Source organism: Psychrobacter proteolyticus (assembly GCF_003350005.1).
Classification (GTDB): Bacteria; Pseudomonadota; Gammaproteobacteria; order Pseudomonadales; family Moraxellaceae; genus Psychrobacter; species Psychrobacter proteolyticus.
Genome location: NZ_QLKS01000004.1, coordinates 20,627 through 43,007, shown reverse-complemented (window position 1 = coordinate 43,007; position 22,381 = coordinate 20,627). Strand labels below are relative to the sequence as shown.

Sequence of the window (22,381 nt, the reverse complement as noted above, 5' to 3'; positions counted from 1 at the left end):
CAGACAGCACAGATGCTGATAGTACGTGGAAACTACTGTTAGGATTCTTTGTTTTATTAAGTTTGGCTTGTCTGATTTGGTTGATTAACTCGCTATCATCAGTAAGTCAGTATTTTAGTAGTTTTAATCAGTCGGTTATCATACCAGCGGCTATATTCGCCCTTGGTGCGTTAGGTATTCTATTTGCTTCCTACCAGCTCCTGAAGCAGCGCGGTGGTTCAGAGCGATTGCTTATTGAGAAAGAAACACTACGTCGTCGTCAAGAAGCAGAAGCTGAGTCTGAACGGGCTCGCCAAATCCAGGAAGAAAACGAACGTAATCAGATAGCGATTTTGCGTTTACTTGATGAGTTGGGGGATTTGGCAGAAGGGGATTTGACAGTCAATGCTACTGTATCAGAGGATTTCACTGGGGCGATTGCTGACTCAGTAAACTTTGCAATTGATCAACTACGTCAATTGGTCTTGGTTATCAACAGTACAGCTAACCGAGTGTCGCAATCCTCGGAGCAAACACAGATGAATGCTGTGGAATTAGCTGAAGCTTCTGAACATCAAGCCCAAGAAATTGCTGGAGTATCAGCGGCTATTAATGAAATGACAATTTCGATTGATCAGGTTTCAAACAACGCGGCAGAATCAGCAACAGTTGCTCAGCGCTCAGTGGCTATCTCTCACAATGGGGCAGCAGTTGTACAGCGTTCTATCGAGGGTATGAACGTTATTCGCGATCAGATTCAAGAAACCTCAAAGCGTATCAAACGACTTGGTGAGTCTTCACAGGAGATTGGTGATATCGTTGGCTTGATTAATGATATTGCTGACCAGACCAACGTTTTGGCATTGAACGCTGCTATTCAGGCATCGATGGCAGGGGAAGCGGGCCGAGGTTTCGCGGTTGTTGCTGATGAGGTTCAGCGTCTAGCTGAACGTTCAGCGAATGCAACCAAGCAGATCGAAACTTTGGTAAAAACCATCCAGGCGGATACCAATGAAGCTGTTATGTCAATGGAATCAACAACGTCTGAAGTAGTGCGCGGTGCACGTTTTGCAAAAGATGCAGGTGAAGCGCTAGAAGAAGTACAGAGCGTTTCTAACACCTTGGCTGACTTAATTCAAAACATCTCAAACGCTGCATTACAGCAGGCAGAGTCTGCTGGCCATATTTCTCATACTATGAATATTATTCAAGATATTACTTCACAAACCTCATCTGGTACGATGGCAACAGCCCGCTCTATTGGGCAGCTGAATGAAATGGCAGCGGCACTCCAAGAGTCTGTGACAGGTTTTAAAGTCTCTAATGATGACGAGTTGCTAGGCGATGAAATACTAAATACTGAGCAGGAATTGGCAGAAGGCGTCTAATATCATACTCTATAATTTGTATGGTCTAACCCTGATAAGCTTGATTACTTTATTTGATCGAAATGTTAGCCCATGTTCTGTGCAATTAATAGTGATGGGCAACAGGAGTCATAGTAGGTCACGTGAACAATTTTACTAAAGCAGTCAGAGGCCCATTTACTATAGCTGAATTTGCATTAACCAGTACTTTGATGCAATTCGCTCCTGTCAACCTACGACAATGGCAAAATTATATAGAACAAGAGATCGGTTTTGTGCTACCGGAGAGGCAACTACAGTGGTTAGTTAATGCAATTGAAGGTACAGCCATATCGAATGGATTATCTGCTCAAGAACTGTGGTGTCAGCTACCTAAAAATACTGAACTGCGTCAATGTTTGTTAGATAATGTGCTAATCCACGAAAGTCGTTTTTTCCGGCACCAGCCCTCTATAGATTTTGTCGTAAAATGTGCGTTACAGCATAAACAAGTAAGTGATATTGATTCTCTGGTTCGCATTTGGAGTGTTGGCTGTGCAAATGGACAAGAAGTCTGGTCATTGGCAATGAGTCTGTCAGCAAAGCGGTTCTTAGACTATAAGATATTAGGAACGGATGTTAGTGAACAAGCGATTAAAAACGCACGACTTGGACAATATGACGAAAGACAACGAGGTTTAATACCGCAGCCGTTCCAGCAATTCATTGAACCATTTTCTACAAAGCGTGTGAAAGATAAAGTAAGCATTAACTCCTTATCGCCTGCATCAAAAATGATGGATGTTAACAGTAACACCTATGGGGATTGGCAAGTAGCTCCTATTTTACAATCATATGTTAGTTTTGCTGTACACAATATTTTTGAAAAAGAACCACCCACTGCGCATCTCCAACATGTGATTATCTGTCAAAACATGCTGCTATATTTTCGTAAATTTGATCAGCGTGATATTTTGAATCGACTATCAGAGCAGTGTGCGTTACATGGATATATTATATTGGCTCCAGGTGAGGCGTTGTTCTGGCGTCCTTCAAATATGCGCCGAATTGCGCACCCACAGGTTAATGTGTGGCAAAAAATTAGTGCCTAAATTGGTGCCTAGACGAGTTAGGAACAACCTATGAAAAACCAGCCCAATGACATCGTGACACTTGAGTGGTTACTACCATTATTCAATAAGCAATTATCACAAATCTCTGATGGTTGGCAATTAGGTGAACCTAGCATTAATCATGACCAACTGATATCACACTATCATCAGATTAGTGGTGCACTAGTCATGGTTAACCTTCCGTTATTAGCAAGTATCGCCAGTCAGCTGAGTCAACTAATACATTTAGAAAGTCATAATAGCTTGTCTACTGAAGAGCGTCGTATAGGTCAGTTTTCTCACCAGTTATTGCAACGCGAGATCAATCAATATGTATGTACAGGAAGTTATCATACTAGCCTAATAAATAGAGCCATTGATGGTTTAAACCAAGTATTAGCTCAACAAGGTTCGGTGACTGATTTACCTATCATAGATACTAGCCATGCCCAATTTGAATACTCAGATAGTCACTCAATTACACAAGGCGCAGTGCAAGAAAATATATTCAATACTATTGAATTGGTAGTACCGACAGGGGATACCGTTGTTAGTTTAGTAAGTGAACAATATCAGCAGTTGTTATTGGTATGGCGACAAAAAGTGCAGGCATTGCTAGCTACTAATATAAATCAGTCCTCTTTACTAAGCACCTTAGAAAAAGTTAGCCAATACTTATGGCAAACGACACAGGATAGTGATTTACAAAGACTGTGGTATTTAACGGAATTGTGGCTAAGTGATCTTGCTCGTAACGAGATGCCCCTTCCTGAAGCTTACGCGTCTATATTAAGTTGGCTGGAACAAGTTATAGAGTCCTGTGCTCAAACAAAAAAGCTTACTTCAGATACAACAATAAGATTGATCACTACCATTTATATCGAGTTAAGTTACCTTACGCATAGTAGCAAACGTACGCAGACTATTTTAGAAGAAGTTACGCAAAGTACAACGACAGCTCCACGTTTTTTACCTCAGCTATTAAATAGAATTGAGGCGCTTATTTTTAAGTTAGATGAGCCAGACTCCTTGATAGCGCCTCTACAGAATATACAAAGCCAACTCGAAAATCGAGGTTGGAGCTATTATGCGTCTCAAGTTACATCAATTATTACAGATTTAGAGCAATCCTTGCTGTCAGAGACAGGGTTTACTCAAATGCAGTGGCAGATTGAGCGTAAACTTCAAGAATTATACAGCGCTATTCGTGATACTGAGCAAGCTATCTCTTTTAAAATTGGTAGCATGACCTCTTTTGCTATTCAATCTGAAGTGGTCGATAGCCAAGAGTCAAACTCTATAGGTAAAAATGAAGCTAATCTTGCTGACGATGGCTTACGTGAGCTACGTATCGCTGTAGAAGAAATAAAGCGAAGTTTCGACGAGTATGTACATCGCCAAGATGTTGAGTTACTACCAACTAAGAATGATTTTGAAAGTATTGGTCAAGCTTTCGATGATATTGGATTGCCAGACGTACGTCAGACAATAGACGATATAAGCAGTATATTTGTCCAGTTAAACGTTCATAAGGTCCAAGTGAAGAGTTGGGATTTGGTTCAGGCACTGGCTGAAAGTTTAACCTCGGTCGAGCTATTACTTGATTACCTAGCGCAGCAAGTATTTGATCAACACTTACTTACATTAGCGAACGAGCATACTGCTAGAGCAGCACAGATTCTTGATACATATCTTGAAGCACCAGACACAATCAATGCAACAATGTTTACTCAAAAAGTGACCGAGAATAATGTCTTGCGTTACGATGATAGTGGTGAGGTCGGACCACTCATCCGTTTAGACTATGAAAAGGTGGTTGAACACGATGATTTGAGTCTATCCGATAACCCTGAAAGTGATGCGTTAAAGCGGGCTCGTGAAAGTGTGAAGCCTGATAACTTTGAGACGGATGAAGATGTCCACAGTATCTTTATCGAAGAAGCAACCGAAATTATTACTGACCTAGAAGATTTCCTTCCAATTTGGCAACAAGACTCACAAGACTTAACACCATTGACTGAAGTGCGTAGAGGTTTCCATACCTTGAGAGGCTCAGGTCGTATGGTGGGCGCTTTTAGTATCAGTGAGATAGCCTGGTCCATTGAAAACCTACTCAATCGTGTATTAGATGAAACTCTACCTGTCACCGATCAGGTCGTAAATCTTGTGATTGAGACAACAAGAGCTCTGCCAGCATTGGTATCAGATTTTGAAGCGCAGCGCTTACCGAGTTGTGACCCTGCGATTATTATATTACAAAGTAATAACCTAATGAGTCAGCAGCCTATTAATAGTGGAATGACGCTGACTGACTCTAGTACTGATCATACTGATACTATATTAGAAAACTTTTTACTAGATACAACCAATACTGTCTTAAAGAGTGACGCAGATCTAGAAAACTCATTATTATTAAGCGTTGGTAATGATACTGATAATAGGGAGCCAGTCATTAACTCTGATAGTAAAGAATACACGAATGAGTATGTATCTAATCTAGAAATGCCAGAGAGCCTTATTCCTTTCGCTGTGCAAGCCAATCAGCTACCACTTGATACTGAAGATGCAGATCCTGACATCAAAGAGATATTTCTAGAAGAAGCCAATGAAGTGTTGGCAGAAATCGGCCCATTATATGAAAAATGGCAGATGTCGTCGACTGACTTAGAGGCACTAAAAGATATTCGCCGTGGCTTCCACACCTTAAAAGGTTCAGGGCGTATGGTGGGCGCAAACTATACAGCCGAACTGGCATGGTCTATAGAAAACATGCTTAATCGTGTATTGGATAAAAGTGTCGCCATCTCAAAAGATATATGTCAGTTGATTACAGATGTATTGGCGGCTTATCCTAAAATGCTTATTACGTTTGAAAGAAACAGTCAAGATTATCCATCTATCATCCCATTATGGATTGCTTGTGCTAATGCATACAGTAAACAACAAAATATTGCGTTCAGCTATCACAATTTCGTACCTCCGCAAGTACCTAGTCTTAAAGACGAGCTAGAGAATGAATCGGATCTACAAACTGGTACAGATGAGACTACTCTCAGGGATAGTGATGACAATACAATAGATGCCACTTTGCAGACCTTTCATACGGTTAATGAAAGAATGGCAGAAGCGTCTATTGTTTTAACCCCTCAAAGCGAAGAAGAAAAAGTATTTTGTAAAATATTTATTGATGAGGCAGAAGCGTTACTTAGTTACATTGAGCAGTTTGTCAAAGATAATGACACCGAACAATATATCGAAGTTACAGATGAAATCGTACGTGCATTTCATACGTTGCGAGGTGCGTCTGGCTCTAGTGCTTTAGCTGCTATCAGTGAAGTCAGCGCAACCATCGAGCATAGCTTGGAGTTGTTACAGCAGCAGGATATAGAAATGAATGCGCAGCATTTAGAAGCATTAGCCCAGTCAGCCAATCTGATAGAGGGATATTTGAACAATTATAAGAAAAATACAAAAGAGTGCGACATATCGTTAGTGAATGAAAGTTCGCAAAGTCAGAAAGATATAGCGTCATTGCAAGCCATGCTTGGCGAGCAATACACTGTTAATGATACTACAAGAGTAGATAAGAAGCCGACGATAGAAGAGTTGCTAGATAGCAATATTGATACGTTACTTGATGCTGAGTGGGAATTAGATAATGCATTGAATCATACAGAAGTAGAGCATATTCAAGGCTATATAGAGCAGCAAATGTCACAAATAGCTTCTCTCATGGACAAAGCGCAAGCATTTCCAAAGTTTATCGCAATTCTCAATGAGCTGGGCAATGCATATCGCTATTTGAGCAGTAATATCGATAAAGCTCAAGATAAAGATAATCAAGCGATATTGCTTGCGGGGCATGCGCAGTTGGTAGGGCTATTTGATGCTTTAGCTGGAAGTACCTCATTAAAGATAGATCAGCAAGTACTCAACGAGCTCCAAAGTATTTATCAAAAAAATGATAACAATGCAGACAGTGGTTTCATCGTTAGAGCCGTGCCAGCTCCTGAAATCCAGTTTGAGACGATTGATACTGATATTGAGCTGTTAGAAATATTTTTAGAAGAAGCGCAAGAGCTTGATACTGCGCTAGATGAAAGCTTTAATAAATGGCGTACTGATATTACTAATATTAATGCGTTGAAAGTTTTACAGCGTCATTTGCATACGATTAAAGGCGGTGCACGGATGGCTGGTATCCGTAGTATTGGTGATTTGACCCATGAGGCAGAAAGTGTTTATGAGTCGTTCGTAGAAAACCGCAGATTGCCAACAGCACAGTGGCTTGAAATCATGCAAATGGTGCAAGACACGATGTCGCTACAAGTGATGCATATCGTGCGTCACAAAAAATCTTTCTTTACCCCAGAGCTTATTGAACAGTTACAACAGCTTGAAAAAGCAAAAACGTTACCAGTAGTAGTCGATTTAGTCATACCAGCGCCAAAAAATCATGTTGAATCTGAAGCGCAAAGCCTTACTACTGATGTTGTTGACAACAATAATGAAGCATTGAATATCTTAAGTTTGGATAGCATGATTAAGCAATCATGGGCTAATGGGTTACCTGATCCTGATATATTAGCAGTATTTTTGGAAGAGGCGGAAGAGCTTACCAATCGTAATAAATATCTACACTTATTCTTGAAAGATACGGGTAATACCACAGCGTTACAGGCACTCCAGCGCGATTTACATACCATAAAAGGTGGTGCGCGAATGGTGACTGCCTCTGGAATTGCTGATTTGGCTCATGAAATGGAGTCAGTCTATACGGATTTCGTCAGCAATCGACGTCCAGCTACCAAAAAAGTATTAGAGTTGCTGGTGGCTAGTCATGATTGGCTAGCCGATGCGGTATTTATTCTTCAACAACATGTTAATCCACCAACGCCTACGTTATTGATTAAAGCGTTAGAGCAGTTTGGGAAAAACCCTGATACTTTAAAAACCATACCTAAAGAGTCTCTACAAGCACAGCGCGAAGCAATTCTAATTGCTAAAGAAAACCACGATTCACAGTATTTTGCAAAAGACATCAGTGAAATGCCCTCTATGCATAGAGATGCTCACGAGGAAGATCAGAACGCTAATAGCAATGAAATGATTCGTATCTCAGGTGGTTTGATTGAGCATATGATTAACCTATCTGGTGAGTCAGCGATTAACCGTGCTCGTATCGATATGGGTATTAGCAGTTTAACAAACAGTATTGAAGAGATGGGTACGACAGTACAACGCTTGGCAGATCAGTTACGTCGTATGGAAATTGAGCTAGAAGCACAGATTTTGTCTCAGATAGATGATGAGCTCATCAATAATGAAGACTTTGATCCCCTAGAGATGGATCAATACTCATCTTTGAACCAGTTGTCTAAGTCGTTAACGGAGTCAGCCTCGGATTTGGTTGATATTAACCATACATTATTAGAAAAGACACGCGACAGTGAAAGCTTGCTGCTACAGCTATCTCGTACCCAGACTGAGCTGCAAGACGGTTTGATGAATTCACGGATGGTGCCATTTACACGCTTGACACCACGCCTTGAACGTATCGTACGTCAAACAGCTAATGAGCTTAATAAATCTGTTGATCTGACCATTATTAATGCTGATGATGAGATGGATAGAACCATTCTAGAGCGTATTACTTCACCGCTTGAGCATATGCTACGTAACGCTGTCGATCATGGTATAGAGGCGACATCAACCCGCTTGAAATCAGGTAAAGAGCGTAGCGGTCGTATCACTCTCGAAGTACATCGTGAAGGCAGTGAAATTGTCATGCAATTAACAGATGACGGCCGTGGTATTGATGTTGAGGCAGTACGCAGTAAAGCCATCTCTCAAGGTCTGATTGATGCGGACGACAATAGTTTGTCTGACCTTGATATTATGCAATATATCTTCAATGCGGGATTAAGCACCAGTAAGCAAGTGACACAGATTTCTGGGCGTGGTGTTGGCATGGATGTTGTTATTAGTGAGATTCGCCAACTAGGTGGTTCAGTCTCTGTTGTTTCAGAGCTGGGTAAAGGCTCAACTTTCACGATGCGTTTACCATTGACGGTAGCCGTGTCAGACGCACTGGTCGTCCGTGCTGCAGACCGTTACTACGCCATACCATTGGTACAGATTGAGCGCGTGGTTCGAGTTAATCCTGAGAAGCTCTATGATTATTATCAATCAAATGATGCTACACTGAACTTTGAAGATACTGAATATCGAGTACGCTATCTAAATGAGATCTTATCAGGCAATAAGTTAAATGAATTGGTTGTGAATACCAATACTAGTCTGCCACTTATTATCATTAAGAACCGCACTGGACAAAATATTGCTCTGCAAGTGGATCAGATTGCAGGGTCACGTATAGAAGTTGTTGTTAAACCGCTAGGTCAGCAGTTATCGAATATCCCAGGGGTTTCAGCTGCAACTATTATGGGTGATGGTTCAGTCATGATCATCCTCGATCTGATCGCTTTGATGCGTAATGCGCAATTGGTTAAAAATACGACGAAAGCAACTGAAGGTAGAAAAGGGCGTATAGAGTATAAATCTACTATTTTAGTTGTCGATGACTCAGTGACAGTACGTAAAGTAACCTCGCGCTTCTTAGAGCGTCAAGGATTCAATGTGGCAGTTGCTAAAGATGGTATTGATGCAATTGAGATATTGCAAGATATGACTCCCGACATGATACTACTCGATATTGAGATGCCTCGTATGGATGGCTTTGAAGTGGCGACTCAAGTCAGACATAACAATCGTCTAAAACAGATCCCAATTATTATGATAACGTCACGTACAGGTGAAAAACATCGCGAGCGTGCATTAGAGATTGGTGTAAACGACTATATGGGTAAGCCATTCCAAGAAAAAGAGCTGCTCAATAAAATGCAAAAATTATTGGGTGAAGGGGTCAGTCTGACTAATGAAGGATAATGCACGTGTTTTAGCACTGCGAAAAAAAAATAAAAGTGATATTAAAGTGATGGTGGTAGCAGAAGAACATCGTCAGCGCATGGCTTTTTCAGATACGGTACGCAGTTGTGGCTTTACGCTCGTTGGTTGTGTGTCACTTGCACAGTGGCAGGAAAAGTATGATATTTATAACACAGCTGTCGATATTTGGCTCATAGACAGTGACTATGATGATAGTGTTTCAACGGCGACTATACTCTCTAAACCAGCCGCAGTATTAGTGGGTTTTAGTCAGGCACCGTATCTAAATGCAACGCAAGAATATGCAAAATGGCAGCGTAAATTAAAGCGAAAGCTTTCACAGTTGATCGGCTTACCATTCTTGTCAGCTGCTCCCGTTGACAAGAATGCTGATACGGACTGGAAATATGTCGTTTTTTTGGGTGCCTCTATGGGTGGTCCTAGTGCAGTAAAAGAGTTTTTAGATAACGTACCAGCCACACTACCAATTTGTATTTTATTGGCACATCATTTTAATCATGCCATGATTAGTACGTTGCCACGTATTCTTAATCGTCATAATGACTGGCAATGTCAGATCATTGCTTCTTCACAGCGACTACGCGCAGGCAAATGTTTGATAGTACCTATTGATAAACAGGTCGTCTGTGATTCAACAGGTCGAGTGATACTATTGGATCAAGATTGGCATGGTGAATACAAGCCCGCAATTGGACAACTACTCAAAAATACCAGTGACGTTCATGGTAGTGAGCTGATTAATATTATATTTTCGGGTATGGGTAATGACGGCTCTCAGTATCTTGATTTGATTCAAGATAATAACAGTCAATTATGGGCGCAAGATCCGAGCTTGAGTGCATGTCCAAGCCAACCTCAGGCTATCATTGACTCAGGGTATTGTGATTTTGTTGGTAGCCCTACCGATTTAGCAAAAAAATTAACCGATTACATTGGTGAAAGGGCAGCTAGCCATTCACATTAACTTATTGCGAGTGACGTATGAAACAAATTTTGAAACATTCGTTTGAGGCTGTGAGTCTGTTGACTACCAATAACGGTATGCTTGACGTCACCATCGTTCCGGCAGCTAACCAGCCGGACTGGATCATTCCAAGCAGCCTAATTTTGAGTGTGGATGAGTCCCAGCATCAGGTTTCTAGATACGACTGGCAACAACAAGATTTAGCTGTATTTAATTTGCTAATGCAAGATCAGATTCCAGAAAAGATGGTTGTTTTAGAAGGTAATACGACTGATCATCGTTTTGCTTTACAGACAGCAGGTAACTTGCGTCAGCTGCAAGCACGAATTTCTGAAGTGAAAGATGTAGAGACATCTGAACAGTTTAGTACTACTAATGGCGAAGATAGGGAAGAATATTTCGATAAAAATGACGTCTCATCCTACCTATACCAAACAGTGATGATTGATGATGAAATCTACTTAGTGCCAGATTTGGACAAAATCGCCTATCACCTGATTCATTTAGATAGCTAGATTCTCACCTGTATTTAAGGTATTCTCCATTCTATAAATAGTAAGCCAGTAACGTTAATGACTTCATCTGTTGAAGAGTTATTAACTGGCTTATAAAATTGATTAGAGATAATTCCTGATAAAGGTAGTAGAGTCACTCATGAATAATGCCAACTCGAATGTATCAAAGTGGTCGGTTAGTAGCCGTATTTTTCATTGGATTAGTGCAGCCTTACTGTTAGCCACATGGATAATGATCCTGCTATATGAAAATTTAGATAGCAATCTGTTTATTGGATATCATAAAGCGTTCGGCGTGAGCTTGTTATTTTGGATGATTGCCCGAGTCATCAACCGCGTTTTTACTAAGGCACCACCACCGTTAGCCATGCCAAAATGGCAAATGCTCATATCTCAGCTGTCACATTTTGCTCTCTATGCCATACTGATTGCTATGCCAATGGTTGGCTTACTGATGGCAGTATATGGCGGTCGACCGGTTGATATTTTCGGTATCTTTCAGATCCCTGTATTAGTGACCCCAGATAGAGGTTTGGCTCGTTTTTACAATAACTTGCATACTGAGATTATCTGGCCGATGATTATTGGTTTTACGGTCTTGCATATAGCAGCCGCGTTATACCATCAGTTTGTCAAAAAAGACAATCTTATTGCCCGTATGAAATAATCTGTAATCGATAAACATTAAAAAGCCCCAAGTATCAAACTTGGGGCTTTTTTTATTCATTGTAGAAATACGTACTGTTAGAACGTTATTTCTTATGCTCAGGTAAATTGATATTCATCTCTAACACATCTAAGCTGTCTTCAGAACGATGGTTAATATTGACATCATCAATCTGCACACCGTTAACGTATTTGTTCACAACTTCTAAGATTTCACGTTTCATTTTCTCGATACGATCAACCGTTAAGCGATTGTTCAATCTGTTTTCGCTAGCAACGATAACTTTTAAGCGCTCAGTTGCTAAATTTGCACTACCTGCGTTACTGTTGTCGTCAGTACCAAATAGGCTACTCCAAAATCCTTTTTTCTTAGTCATCATTATCCCCCAAACCAGCGCTGTAATAGACTCTTTTTCTTCACGTCAATATGACGTAGTGGACGCTCTTCACCCAAGAAACGGGCGACAATGTCTTCATAACATTGACCAGCAACAGAGTCGGTATAATGAATAACTGGTTCGCCATGGTTGGACGCTTCAAGCACGGAATGGCTCTCAGGAACAACCCCAAGTAGTGGAACTTTTAGGATATCATTTGAGATAGTATCGATATCCATCATCTCATTGGCAGCCGCACGTTCAGGATTATAACGAGTGATAATCAAATGCTCGCGAACAGTCCCTTGGTTCTCTTCTACTTTTTTCGTCTGACTTTGCAGAATACCGATGATTCTATCTGAGTCACGCACTGAAGAGATCTCAGGGTTAGTGACAATAATAGCTTCATCCGCATGGTACATCGCTAGCTGTGCACCGCGCTCAATACCAGCAGGTGAGTCACAAATGATATAGTCAAACTGCTTTGAGAGTTCAGCCATTACCTCTGATACCCCTTCGTCTGTCAGTGCATCTTTATCACGCGTCTGACTGGCTGGCAGGATATACAGGTTTTCAAGCTGTTTGTCTTTGACAAGTGCTTGCGACAAGCGCGCGTTTCCAGTGATGACATCTACGAAGTCATAAACAATTCTGTTTTCGCAACCCATGATTAAGTCTAGATTACGTAGACCTACATCAAAGTCGATAACAACTGTTTTATAGCCACGTAACGCCAAACCAGCGGCAAAAGAAGCACTTGTCGTGGTTTTACCCACACCGCCTTTACCTGAAGTGATTACAACTATCTTCGCCACAATGGCACACTCCTATGAATCAATGGGATATCTTTTATATAAATAGCAAAATTACATGTTATTTACCTAACATATATACACTATCTTCGAAGCTAGCCTAGCATAAATAAACAAAAATTTATAGCAGCTCGATACTAAAGCAGAAAAACAACCTATGTATCGCTCAATTAGCCTCTCTGCGTGGTATTGGTAGGGTTATAACTATGGTTTTTGGCTTGTTGAATAGAGCAGCTTAACTACCTTAGTTTTCTATAAAGTCACTTCATGGTGTATTATTTTTAATGGCGTCTTAAGCTTCATCCATCACAGTAAATACTAAGCCTTCGCCTTCTACAAATTTTACTTGTACCGACTTGTCGATGACATGCTCAGGTAAATTGTCTCGTAAGCAATAGGTTCCTGCTACTGACACCAATGACGGATTAAATACTTGGCAGAATATACGGGCATCTTTATCCCCTGTTGCGCCTGCCACCAGACGCCCTTGTGCACGGCCATATACATGCAAGCTATTGTCAGTAATTGCTTCAGCGCCGCTATTGATACTACTGGTCAAAATCAAGTCGCCGCCAACGTGATTGAGGCTTTGTCCTGAACGCAGCATTTGATCATAGATTAAGCTAGTAATATGCTGGGTACTTACCAATGTCTCGGTGGGCATATTAGATAGTGTCGTTTCAGTAGCAGGTTCGCTCGTGGTAGAAGTATCATCGACGCTATTAGCACTAACAGTTTCGGCGTTGTTACTCTCTGGTGATGGTTGGGTAGGAGTAGGCGCTTTTTTACTTGGTAATATACGTTCAATACGCTTACCATCTGCTGGAAATATCGCTAAGCGCTGCTCACGTGCTTGCGCATCAAGCATACCTGTTACCACGCCAATAGGCTGTAACCCCCATGCCCATAACAGCTCTACTAGTGCTGATAAATCCTGCTCAACGTCACTATCAATAAGGATAGGAATATTGCTCGATTTATTGCTGAGCGTTTCAGTTAGCTGAGCTTCTATAGCTGCTAAGTCGCTTGTACTAAACTGTACGCGTGAAAACGTCAGCATCTTGCCATAGAAAGCTAGCGCTGGTGCAGTCTGGTTATCGTTAGCTGAAACTGTCATATACAAACCCTTAAAAATAATTCTGTCACGGTATTATGTCTCTTATTACATCATGCTATTAGATAGCTAAACTATAGATTTAGCATATCTTGGTGCTTCCATTGCTGTACTTTTACCTGCGCTTCAAACGCAGTCAAACTGTCATCAATGATACTAGAAATTAAAGTATCTAGCGCTGTATTATTGGTATCTATTTGCGCAATACCGCTAGCAATTTCCATCATCAATACATCCAAGCGCTTAGGGTCTAAAAGTCGCTTGTTTAATGCATTTACGACGTTCTCACCGATATTGTGCCCGATGTGATGCAGCTGTGACTCAATCAGGCTGCCCGCGATAGGTATCATGCGTAGATAGCGGCGCAACTCAGGTGTGTTGGCCAGCCCTTCTTCAATAGCACTACCCATTTCGCTCGCCAATATACTGCCACCACCTGATGAGGCAGTCAGTTCCTGCAGCTTCGGTGCAAGCTCTGTACGCAGTACCGATAGTACGGCCGCTTCAATCTCATTTCGATTTTTTGCAATCGTCGACTCGATGAATGATTTATGCGTGTCTGAACTGGTTAGCTCTTGTCGAAAGTTTTGTATCGCTGTCAAAATAACGCGATCGGAGAGCTCTTCTAACAGTAGGTCAATGTAGAACTTGATTCGGTTGATCCACGTCTGTGGTAGTACTTGATAGCCAAGCTGGTATAGACGTCGTCCAATAACGACCGCTCGCAGCAGTCGCAAAGCACGTAGCTGCGGAAAACAGCCTAATACTTCGTACCAATGAACGAATGGGAAAAAGAACCAGCGATAATAGACTTTTCGTTTGATGGCAATCGCCCAGCGCAACAGCAACTCAACGACCAAAAAGATAGTAAAAAAACCTCCAGCAGTGCGTAGAGGATCATGTAGGGTTGTTTGATACCAATTGAGCGCTTCACTGATGGTTAGCCATTCTGCAGCATTACTACTAAAATTGCTCATCAAAATAGCATCGATACTGATCAATAGCAGATCAATACTGATGGCAATAATCATGACAATATCGTAAGTGAGCTTAAAGCGACTCGGCTTTGGATGGTTAGGTTTTGGTGGCTCATCACTTATTGGATAAGGAGGCTGACTCAAAACAGATTCGGTAGCTAACGGCGAGCTAGTAGTAGAGGTGGGCACAGTCATACCTTATAAGTAATAAATGGCACAAAGAATGGGTCAGAATTCGATATTTACTACCATTTACTATCAAAGTAGACATCGAAAATCTATAAGTTCATGATTAGTCACATTATCAATGAATAAGGCTAAAAAACAACCCATCTTTGATTAAAATTTACTTATGATGCATGGCTGTTTTAAGAGTAAGCATCATAAGTAAGATATGACTATTGTGACATTTTTTCCCGTAACTTTATTGCCCTATAACTTTTCAACTCGTGCTCGATACTTATCACATTAACGTTTGTTACATTGATATTTACTACTTAATACGCTTGCATAGACTGTGCTTGGTATTTTATAAGGTCTAACAGTCAGCCAGTTTAGTATTGCTGAGTATCCTCATTAGGCATCTTGCGTTTTAGGATTGGTTTCAAAGTCTGCCAACATAGTGCTAATTCGTTCATCTTTTTGACGCCACACTTGTTCAACCCAGTCGAACATTTGAGCTTTTGTATCCTCGTCATTTTCGTAGCCACCTTGCTTGATACTTTCGAACAACGTATTCGGTATGTCGATGTAGCGCAAGTCAACGCCCAAACGTTTGATATTGCCTTTCCAAAGATCCCCATAGCTTGGCACACCATCAGGGTATACGATTGTCATGTCTAGTATGCCATCGATATCCTCACCTAGTGCGCTAATAGCCAGTGATAGTCCGCCTGCACGAGGTTTTAATAAGTGCGTATAAGGCGATTTTTGCTGAGCTTGTTTGGCTTTAGTGAAACGAGTCCCTTCCAAATAGTTTAATAAGATAAACGGTTTGTCTTTTAGTAGGGCGCAGGCACGTTTAGCTTCTTCGATGTCTTTGCCTTTTAGCGCAGGGTTTTTGGCGATGGCTTCTTTTGAATGGCGGCGCATCATTGGAAAATCTAAAAAGTAAAAAGCTTGACCAACGATAGGGATGTAAATCAGCTCAAACTTGGTAAAAAATCGCGTAAGCGGCAAACGTTTTTCGCCAATATACTGCACGATGCTGGTATCGACCCATGATTGGTGGTTGCTCACCAATAGGTATTTACCATTAATATGAATATCATCTGGTAGATTGATACGCCAATCTTTGCGAGGCAGCATATTGTCGATTAAGGCACTGTTGCTACTGATCCAGTGAGTAGCAATTTTGATAACGGCTTTGTCTGCAATAGAGGCGCCAGTAATGACCTTACCAACGCCCATTAGCCATAAAGGAATACTACCACCGAAGCTATTGGCGGCGATGACACCAGTGGCTGTTGCAAGCGACACAGCTTTGCCTAGTTTAGGCGAACGTTTATGCATTTTTCGAATGGTAGATGTCAATCGCATGCTCAATCCTTTTCAGTCTATCTGATTAATAATAAGCCGTATGTCGCTGAATCTGTCCTAGTCAAGTCAAGAATATTATGAACGTAAAGCTTTAAATCATGACTATTTAAAGCCGACAAACTCAGCAATATAATTTTAGCAGAAACATGTTGTAGTGTACGGTTGTAAACGTGACTAGTGGTAGCAAGGCGCGAAGATTTGACCTATAAAATCATTGAAATATAACCTGCACTTCTCATACATAGGTATGACAAAATATTACACAGAGATAGGTTGTAGTTGCCATAATAATGGGGAATGTAGATAAGTACTTAAAAAAGATTAACGGACAATCTTTATAAAAAGCACAATTCTTTAAACTTAAGAGGAAATATTATGCGTAATACTTTAATGATTGCAGCAGTAGCATCAGGTCTAGCACTTAGCGGTTGTACAACAGATCCAAACACTGGACAACAGCGTCTAAATAAAGCTGCTCTAGGTGGTCTAGTTGGTGCAGCAGGTGGTGCAACTATTTCAAAAGCAACAGGCGGCGACAAAACTGGTCGTGATGCGGCTATCGGCGCAGCACTAGGTGCAGGCGTTGGTTACTACATGGAGCGTCAAGCTCGTCAGCTTGAGCAGCAAATGGCTGGTACAGGCGTAACTGTTGAGCAGAACCCAACCACTGGTAACATTGATTTGGTTATGCCAGGTAGCATCACGTTCTCATTTGATGATGCAACCCTTAGCTCATCATTCAAGCCAACGCTTGATAAGCTTGCTTCAACGATGAACCAGTATAACCAAAACACAATTACTATCGCTGGTCACACTGATAGCAAAGGTTCAGCATCTTATAACATGGGTCTGTCACGTGATCGTGCTTACTCAGTTGCTAACTACTTAACAGCTCGCGGTGTTGCTTCAAACCGTGTAAACGTTGTTGCTTATGGCGAGTCACGTCCAATCGCAGACAACAACACTGAATATGGCCGTGGTCAAAACCGCCGTGTTGAGCTAACAGTTAACGCACCACAGAGCGTAAACTAATAAATAGCTATAACTAATAAATAGCTATATAGCTATTAAGTATGTGCTAGATATTTGAGCATATATATTTCAAAAAGAGTCAGCAATATGCTGGCTCTTTTTTTGTGTTTACAGTTTGAATAAAACAGTGATGATTGATAGATATAGTTAATATTAAATTAAATATTGATAATGATTATCAATAACACTATAATTTGTCAGTGTTTGCTATTGATGCAATATTAAACGTCTTATCGTGCGCACTGAGAATCAATGTGCATGGCTAAGATAGCCTGCTGTAACATGGCTTGATTATCAAAATAATTGAGGCTACTTAACCAAAACGAATTTTTTGCTATATTTCTTGAGGATATGTATGACGATTACCACAGTAACGAGCCGTAAGCTTTTACCAACTACTTTAGCTGTTGCACTTGCAGGATTGTTAATGGTGTCGGGTTGTACAAAGCAAGCCGATGAAGACACCAATGCTGCGACAGAAACACAAACAGAAGTAGCAAACACAGAGACGGCTGATAATACAGAGATGACTGCTGCCGAAAAAGCACATATTGATAGATTGATTATCAGTTATGCAAATATGGCACACGCCGCTTATAAAGACTCGTTGGACACGGCTAAAGCGCTACAAACTGCGGTAGAAACTTATGTAGCCACTCCAACACAAGAAAACCTTGATGCTGCAAAGGCTGCCTATAAAGCAGCGCGCCAACCATATTCACAAACTGAGATTTTCCGTTTTGATGAAGGCTTTGTGACTGCCAATGACAAACGTGCTATCAACAGTATCGATAGCTGGGAAGGGCAGATCAATGCTTGGCCACTTGATGAAGCACTGATTGATTATGTTGGTGATGACTATGAAGGCGAATATAACAGCCAAGAGAACATCATCAATAGCGACAGCATTACTGTGGGTAGTATCAAGCAAGATACCAGTACGATTACGCCTGAGCTACTTGCAGAAATGAATGAAATCGGTGGTAGTGAAGCCAACGTAACGACTGGCTATCATGCGATTGAGTTTATGCTATGGGGTCAGGACAACAATGGCGTAAAAGAAGGTGCAGGTAATCGCCCAGTCACTGATTATGTGACTGAAGCCGGACAGTGTACTAGTGGTGAGACCGTCAATGAAGATGCCAGTATCTGTGAGCGCCGCGGGAAATTCTTAACTGCTGCAACTCAACTATTGGTTGATGATTTGACCGCGATGGAAGCACAGTGGCAGCCTGATACTGAAAATACTTTGCGTAGTGATTTGATAGCGCGCAAATATGACAATGGTCTGCGCCAAATTATGTATCAAATGGGTAGCCTAGCATTAGGTGAGCTTGCGTCTGAGCGTATGCAGGTCGCTTTTGTTACGGGTTCTACCGAAGATGAGCACGAATGCTTTAGTGATTTGACTCATTTAAGCTATGCCAATAATGCGCGCGGTATCCAAAACGTCTTTAATGGTAGCTATACAACAGTCGCTGGTAAGACAGTGGGCGGCTACGGTATTAAAGATTATCTAACGGATAACGGCCACACAGAAGCTGCTGATAAATTGGCTGCTGAGTTCAACAAAGTAGAAGGCGCGTTTAACGTTATCGTCGAAAAAGGCGAAAAAGACGGCATCAAGATTGACCAGATGATTGCAACTGTCGGTCAAGCCAGCCAAGAAGGTATCTCTGCTGAAGAACAAAACGTCCGTCGTGGATGGGTTGAAGCGGGTATCACTAGTTTACAAGAGCTGACGGCCAGTATCGAAAACGCTGCAAAAGCCGTTGGAATCGATAATTTAGACGCAGATGCTGGGTCACAGTTTTAAGAAAAAATTTAAGCTAGCGGCCCTTATTTAAAAGCCTTTCATTGGCTTTGTGACGTTTTATTAGTCGTTATAGGTCGGTAACCGCTGTTTATTAGATACTTAGATTAGATATAATACGTGCGTTGTCAGCCACCGTTGGCAACGCATTTTTACGAGCATTAAATAAGCCAATTGGCCAGTGTACCATTTCATTATATGTCGATAAGCAATGATTGTGACGACATATAATGAGATGGTATGACAAAATTTTAATGGTTCTACTCTAGCGCTAAGGCAATTAATTTCTATGAACGCCAATTATGTTAACCCCTCTGATTCTCATCTTGCTACTCAAACCCTACGACATATACCCTCTAAGATTGCGCTAATTATCGCCAGTGCAATGGCTATCAGTGCGTGTCAACCATCTGACAGCGTTTCAGACGATACTTCAGAGCAGGCCTCAAGTAATGAAAGCGGCAGTGAAAACAGCCAATCGCTGTCGTCCGAACATGCCAAAAATATAGAAACCCTGGCAGGCATGCCGATGCAGCAACTGGTAAGCTTTGACCCTCAAGAGATCAAGCAGGGCGGTGACTCTGGTATTAGCATTAGCAGTGCTGAAAGCTACTCAAAGCCTTCATCGAATCTAGCAGCTTCTCGTAAAGGGTCGTTCTTTATCGGTAATGCGTTCTTTAAGCAGCCATGGGTCGTTGCACCTGCTAGTACTGATAGTCGTGATGGGCTGGGTGCATTATTCAATGTGGCCGCTTGCCAGTCCTGTCATGTCAAAGATGGGCGAGGTCATGCGCCGATGACTGCCGATGACGATGCTGATAGTTTGTTAATTCGTCTGTCTATGCCAGCGACGACCGATGAGCAGCACCAACAGCTACAGGATTCGCTAATTGAAAAGGTGGTTCATCCTATGTATGGTGGGCAGCTACAAGATCGCGGTATTCAGGGCGTGCCTGCTGAAGCAAGAATTGCGGTGCAGTGGACAGACAAACCAGTTACCTTTGCTGACGGATACGTAGAGACGCTGCGTGCGCCAACGTTTAATTTGACCAAACCTGGTTACGGTGCTTTTGACGATGAAATGATGGTATCGCCGCGTGTGGCGCTACCAATGATTGGGCTTGGGCTACTAGAGCAAATACCTGACGATGACATTAAAAAGCAAGCCAGCGATAGTAGCAATAGCGATATCAGTGGTAAGTTTAACTGGGTCATGGATCCGCAAACGGGCAAGCGTGCGCTTGGACGATTTGGGTGGAAAGCGGGTCAAACCAAACTTATCACCCAAAATCAAAGTGCCTTTAATGAAGACATGGGTCTGACGTCGAACATCCGTCCTAATGAATCCTGTATGCCAACGCAGACCGCTTGCTTAAATGCAGCGACAGGTGCTGATGAGCAGGGCAATGGTAAATCACCTGTGGAAGTAAATGATGAGGTCGCGAAATTTGTAGAGTTTTATACTCGCAATCTAGCAGTACCGCATCGCCGTAATGCAGATGATAAGCTTGTGCTAGCTGGCAAAAAGCGTTTTTATGACATGGGTTGTCAAAGCTGTCATACGCCAAGATATCAGTTGCCAAAAACCGACGATGATCATCTTGAGCAGCATGGACAATTGATTTATCCTTACACAGATTTGCTATTGCACGATATGGGCGATGATCTCGCTGATCGTACGATTGCCGGTAAGCTACCACCGAAAAGTGCCCAAGTTGAGTTTTTAGCTAATTCTTATGAATGGCGTACGCCAGCACTTTGGGGCGTAGGACTTGCGCAGACAGTTGATCCTCAAGCGACGTTTTTGCATGATGGCCGTGCCCGTACGTTGATGGAAGCTGTTTTATGGCATGGCGGAGAAGCCGAAAAGCAAAAGCAACAAGTATTGAAGTTAGACAAACAAGGTCGCGCAGAGCTTAATGCGTTCCTAAAGTCGCTATAATAAAGTCGCTATAATAAAATCAGTATAGAAACGCTATAAATTACTACCTATAACATTACCGAGAAACCTATGAAAATAAACCACGCTTTGGCAATGGCGATATCTGCATTGAGTGCTGGACTGCTGATCAGTTGTGTCAAACCTGCCGATGATAACAAAGCTGCAGATGTAGACAGCCAAAAAGTTGTGCAAGACAGTGCAGCTACTGACAGCTCAATAGAGAACAGCAAAGAAAGTACTGAGCAAATCGTTGCAGTAGATATCAGCCCTGAGACTGCAAAAACGTACTTGGCGCATGTGGCAGACGATATCGTGATTCCTGCGTATGCTGATGCAGCCAAGCAAAGCGATCTGTTGAACGAATTAGCGCAGAAGCATTGTACCCAAGCCCCAGTAAGTGGCGCTGAGCTACAGGCATTACGTGCACAGTGGCTAGTATTGGCACAAGCATGGTCCAGTGCTGAGATGGTCAACTTCGGTCCTGCGACTGCTAGCATGAGCAACCTATACATTAACTACTATCCTGACGAGCGCGGACTCGTACATAGTAGTGTGGCTGATTTGATCGCTGCCAATCCAACACTAACACCAGAGAAACTTGCTGACGAGAGTGCTATCGTGCAGGGCGTCCCAGGGTTGGAAGAAGCGTTGTTTGCCAATGAAAGTCTGGACGCTGGTCAGTGTGCTTACGTGATTAGCGCTAGTAGTGCGTTAAGCACGCGTCTAAAAGACATCGAGAAAAACTGGCAGCAAAATGCGACGGATTTATTGGCAATAGACAAAACAGCAGAAAGCGATAGAGGCTTAAATCAATGGATTAACTCTCTACTGTCATTGATTGAGACCATGAAGTCTAATGCCATTGATCAGCCACTCGGTCTGACAGGTAAAGCAAAAGGTCATTTGCCTGCTGCTACTGCTGGTCAGAGCCGCGCGATAATCAATGCTAAGTTAGATACGATTAATAAAGCCATGACTGACCCTGTGTTGACGGCTATTCTTGGTAGCAATGACGAAAATAAAGTTTCGGATAATTTATCGACTGCATTGGCTGATACAAGCGCATTGTTAGCACAAATGCCAGAAGATTTGTCAGAGGCTAATAAGAATGATCAACAAGCGTTATACGATCATCTGACTGATGTCACTCGTCTGATTAAGCGCCAGTTAATCCCAGCACTTGGTATCCGTGTGGGCTTTAACAGCACTGATGGCGATTAGACA

The 22,381-nt window shown here is 41.9% G+C and carries 14 protein-coding genes and 1 pseudogene; 10 read left to right on the top strand and 5 right to left on the bottom strand.

Annotation, left to right across the window (positions count from 1 at the left end; genetic code table 11):
- Window positions 1-92: 92 nt before the first annotated feature.
- The 6 genes and pseudogenes from DXK30_RS09970 to DXK30_RS09945 all read left to right on the top strand — a co-directional run.
- A pseudogene (locus DXK30_RS09970) lies at window positions 93-1,367 on the top strand (methyl-accepting chemotaxis protein); the annotation flags it as partial.
- A 122-nt stretch (window positions 1,368-1,489) separates the two neighbouring features.
- Window positions 1,490-2,437 carry a CheR family methyltransferase gene (locus DXK30_RS09965; protein ID WP_227670773.1) on the top strand — a complete coding sequence of 316 codons (948 nt, stop codon included), beginning with the start codon at window positions 1,490-1,492 and terminating at the stop codon, window positions 2,435-2,437.
- A 30-nt stretch (window positions 2,438-2,467) separates the two neighbouring features.
- The gene (locus DXK30_RS09960; RefSeq protein ID WP_114701585.1) at window positions 2,468-9,385 is read left to right on the top strand and encodes an Hpt domain-containing protein; all 6,918 of its coding nucleotides are present in this window, start codon (window positions 2,468-2,470) and stop codon (window positions 9,383-9,385) included.
- On the top strand, window positions 9,375-10,370 hold the full coding sequence (locus DXK30_RS09955; RefSeq protein WP_114701584.1) for a chemotaxis protein CheB: 996 nt from the start codon (window positions 9,375-9,377) through the stop codon (window positions 10,368-10,370). The genes DXK30_RS09960 and DXK30_RS09955 overlap by 11 nt, the downstream gene beginning before the upstream one ends.
- 17 nt (window positions 10,371-10,387) lie before the next feature.
- Window positions 10,388-10,885: a hypothetical protein gene (locus tag DXK30_RS09950; RefSeq protein WP_114701583.1), complete on the top strand. Its 498-nt coding sequence runs from the start codon at window positions 10,388-10,390 to the stop codon at window positions 10,883-10,885.
- 139 nt (window positions 10,886-11,024) lie between these two features.
- Entirely contained in the window at window positions 11,025-11,552 is a 528-nt protein-coding gene (locus DXK30_RS09945) for a cytochrome b (RefSeq protein WP_114701582.1), read from the top strand.
- A gap of 85 nt (window positions 11,553-11,637) precedes the next feature.
- Here the strand turns inward: DXK30_RS09945 and minE are convergent, their stop codons facing one another.
- The 5 genes from minE to DXK30_RS09920 all read right to left on the bottom strand — a co-directional run bounded on the left by minE (window position 11,638) and on the right by DXK30_RS09920 (window position 16,370).
- On the bottom strand, window positions 11,638-11,928 hold the full coding sequence (minE, locus tag DXK30_RS09940) for a cell division topological specificity factor MinE (protein ID WP_057762631.1): 291 nt from the start codon (window positions 11,926-11,928) through the stop codon (window positions 11,638-11,640).
- 2 nt (window positions 11,929-11,930) lie between these two features.
- Window positions 11,931-12,743, bottom strand: a complete 813-nt coding sequence (minD, locus tag DXK30_RS09935) for a septum site-determining protein MinD (RefSeq protein WP_057761560.1) — start codon at window positions 12,741-12,743, stop codon at window positions 11,931-11,933.
- A gap of 289 nt (window positions 12,744-13,032) precedes the next feature.
- Window positions 13,033-13,857 carry a septum site-determining protein MinC gene (gene minC / locus DXK30_RS09930; RefSeq protein WP_114701581.1) on the bottom strand — a complete coding sequence of 275 codons (825 nt, stop codon included), beginning with the start codon at window positions 13,855-13,857 and terminating at the stop codon, window positions 13,033-13,035.
- Window positions 13,858-13,928: 71 nt separating this feature from the next.
- Window positions 13,929-15,026, bottom strand: coding sequence for a hypothetical protein (locus DXK30_RS09925; RefSeq protein WP_227670772.1), 1,098 nt, complete (start codon window positions 15,024-15,026; stop codon window positions 13,929-13,931).
- Window positions 15,027-15,407: 381 nt separating this feature from the next.
- Complete coding sequence (locus DXK30_RS09920; RefSeq protein WP_114701579.1) at window positions 15,408-16,370, bottom strand: acyltransferase; 963 nt, start codon at window positions 16,368-16,370, stop codon at window positions 15,408-15,410.
- 375 nt (window positions 16,371-16,745) lie between these two features.
- On the opposite strand from DXK30_RS09920, the gene DXK30_RS09915 reads away from it, so the two are divergent.
- The 4 genes from DXK30_RS09915 (at window position 16,746) to DXK30_RS09900 (ending at window position 22,378) form a co-directional block, all read left to right on the top strand.
- Window positions 16,746-17,402: an OmpA family protein gene (locus DXK30_RS09915; RefSeq protein ID WP_057761553.1), complete on the top strand. Its 657-nt coding sequence runs from the start codon at window positions 16,746-16,748 to the stop codon at window positions 17,400-17,402.
- A gap of 355 nt (window positions 17,403-17,757) precedes the next feature.
- Complete coding sequence (locus DXK30_RS09910) at window positions 17,758-19,218, top strand: imelysin family protein (protein ID WP_114701578.1); 1,461 nt, start codon at window positions 17,758-17,760, stop codon at window positions 19,216-19,218.
- A 286-nt stretch (window positions 19,219-19,504) separates the two neighbouring features.
- The gene (locus DXK30_RS09905; protein ID WP_390178039.1) at window positions 19,505-21,157 is read left to right on the top strand and encodes a di-heme oxidoreductase family protein; all 1,653 of its coding nucleotides are present in this window, start codon (window positions 19,505-19,507) and stop codon (window positions 21,155-21,157) included.
- Window positions 21,158-21,226: 69 nt separating this feature from the next.
- Window positions 21,227-22,378, top strand: coding sequence for an imelysin family protein (locus tag DXK30_RS09900; RefSeq protein WP_114701577.1), 1,152 nt, complete (start codon window positions 21,227-21,229; stop codon window positions 22,376-22,378).
- Window positions 22,379-22,381: the final 3 nt, after the last annotated feature.

What these genes read in the sequence shown, in the direction of transcription:
- DXK30_RS09960 (WP_114701585.1), top strand. Translation starts at nt 2,468, where the DNA reads ATGAAAAACCAGCCCAATGACATCGTGACACTTGAGTGGTTACTACCA.
- DXK30_RS09955 (WP_114701584.1), top strand. Translation starts at nt 9,375, where the DNA reads ATGAAGGATAATGCACGTGTTTTAGCACTGCGAAAAAAAAATAAAAGT.
- DXK30_RS09950 (WP_114701583.1), top strand. Translation starts at nt 10,388, where the DNA reads ATGAAACAAATTTTGAAACATTCGTTTGAGGCTGTGAGTCTGTTGACT.
- DXK30_RS09945 (WP_114701582.1), top strand. Translation starts at nt 11,025, where the DNA reads ATGAATAATGCCAACTCGAATGTATCAAAGTGGTCGGTTAGTAGCCGT.
- minE (WP_057762631.1), bottom strand. Translation starts at nt 11,928, where the DNA reads ATGACTAAGAAAAAAGGATTTTGGAGTAGCCTATTTGGTACTGACGAC.
- minC (WP_114701581.1), bottom strand. Translation starts at nt 13,857, where the DNA reads ATGACAGTTTCAGCTAACGATAACCAGACTGCACCAGCGCTAGCTTTC.
- DXK30_RS09925 (WP_227670772.1), bottom strand. Translation starts at nt 15,026, where the DNA reads ATGACTGTGCCCACCTCTACTACTAGCTCGCCGTTAGCTACCGAATCT.
- DXK30_RS09920 (WP_114701579.1), bottom strand. Translation starts at nt 16,370, where the DNA reads ATGCGATTGACATCTACCATTCGAAAAATGCATAAACGTTCGCCTAAA.
- DXK30_RS09915 (WP_057761553.1), top strand. Translation starts at nt 16,746, where the DNA reads ATGCGTAATACTTTAATGATTGCAGCAGTAGCATCAGGTCTAGCACTT.
- DXK30_RS09910 (WP_114701578.1), top strand. Translation starts at nt 17,758, where the DNA reads ATGACGATTACCACAGTAACGAGCCGTAAGCTTTTACCAACTACTTTA.
- DXK30_RS09905 (WP_390178039.1), top strand. Translation starts at nt 19,505, where the DNA reads ATGAACGCCAATTATGTTAACCCCTCTGATTCTCATCTTGCTACTCAA.
- DXK30_RS09900 (WP_114701577.1), top strand. Translation starts at nt 21,227, where the DNA reads ATGAAAATAAACCACGCTTTGGCAATGGCGATATCTGCATTGAGTGCT.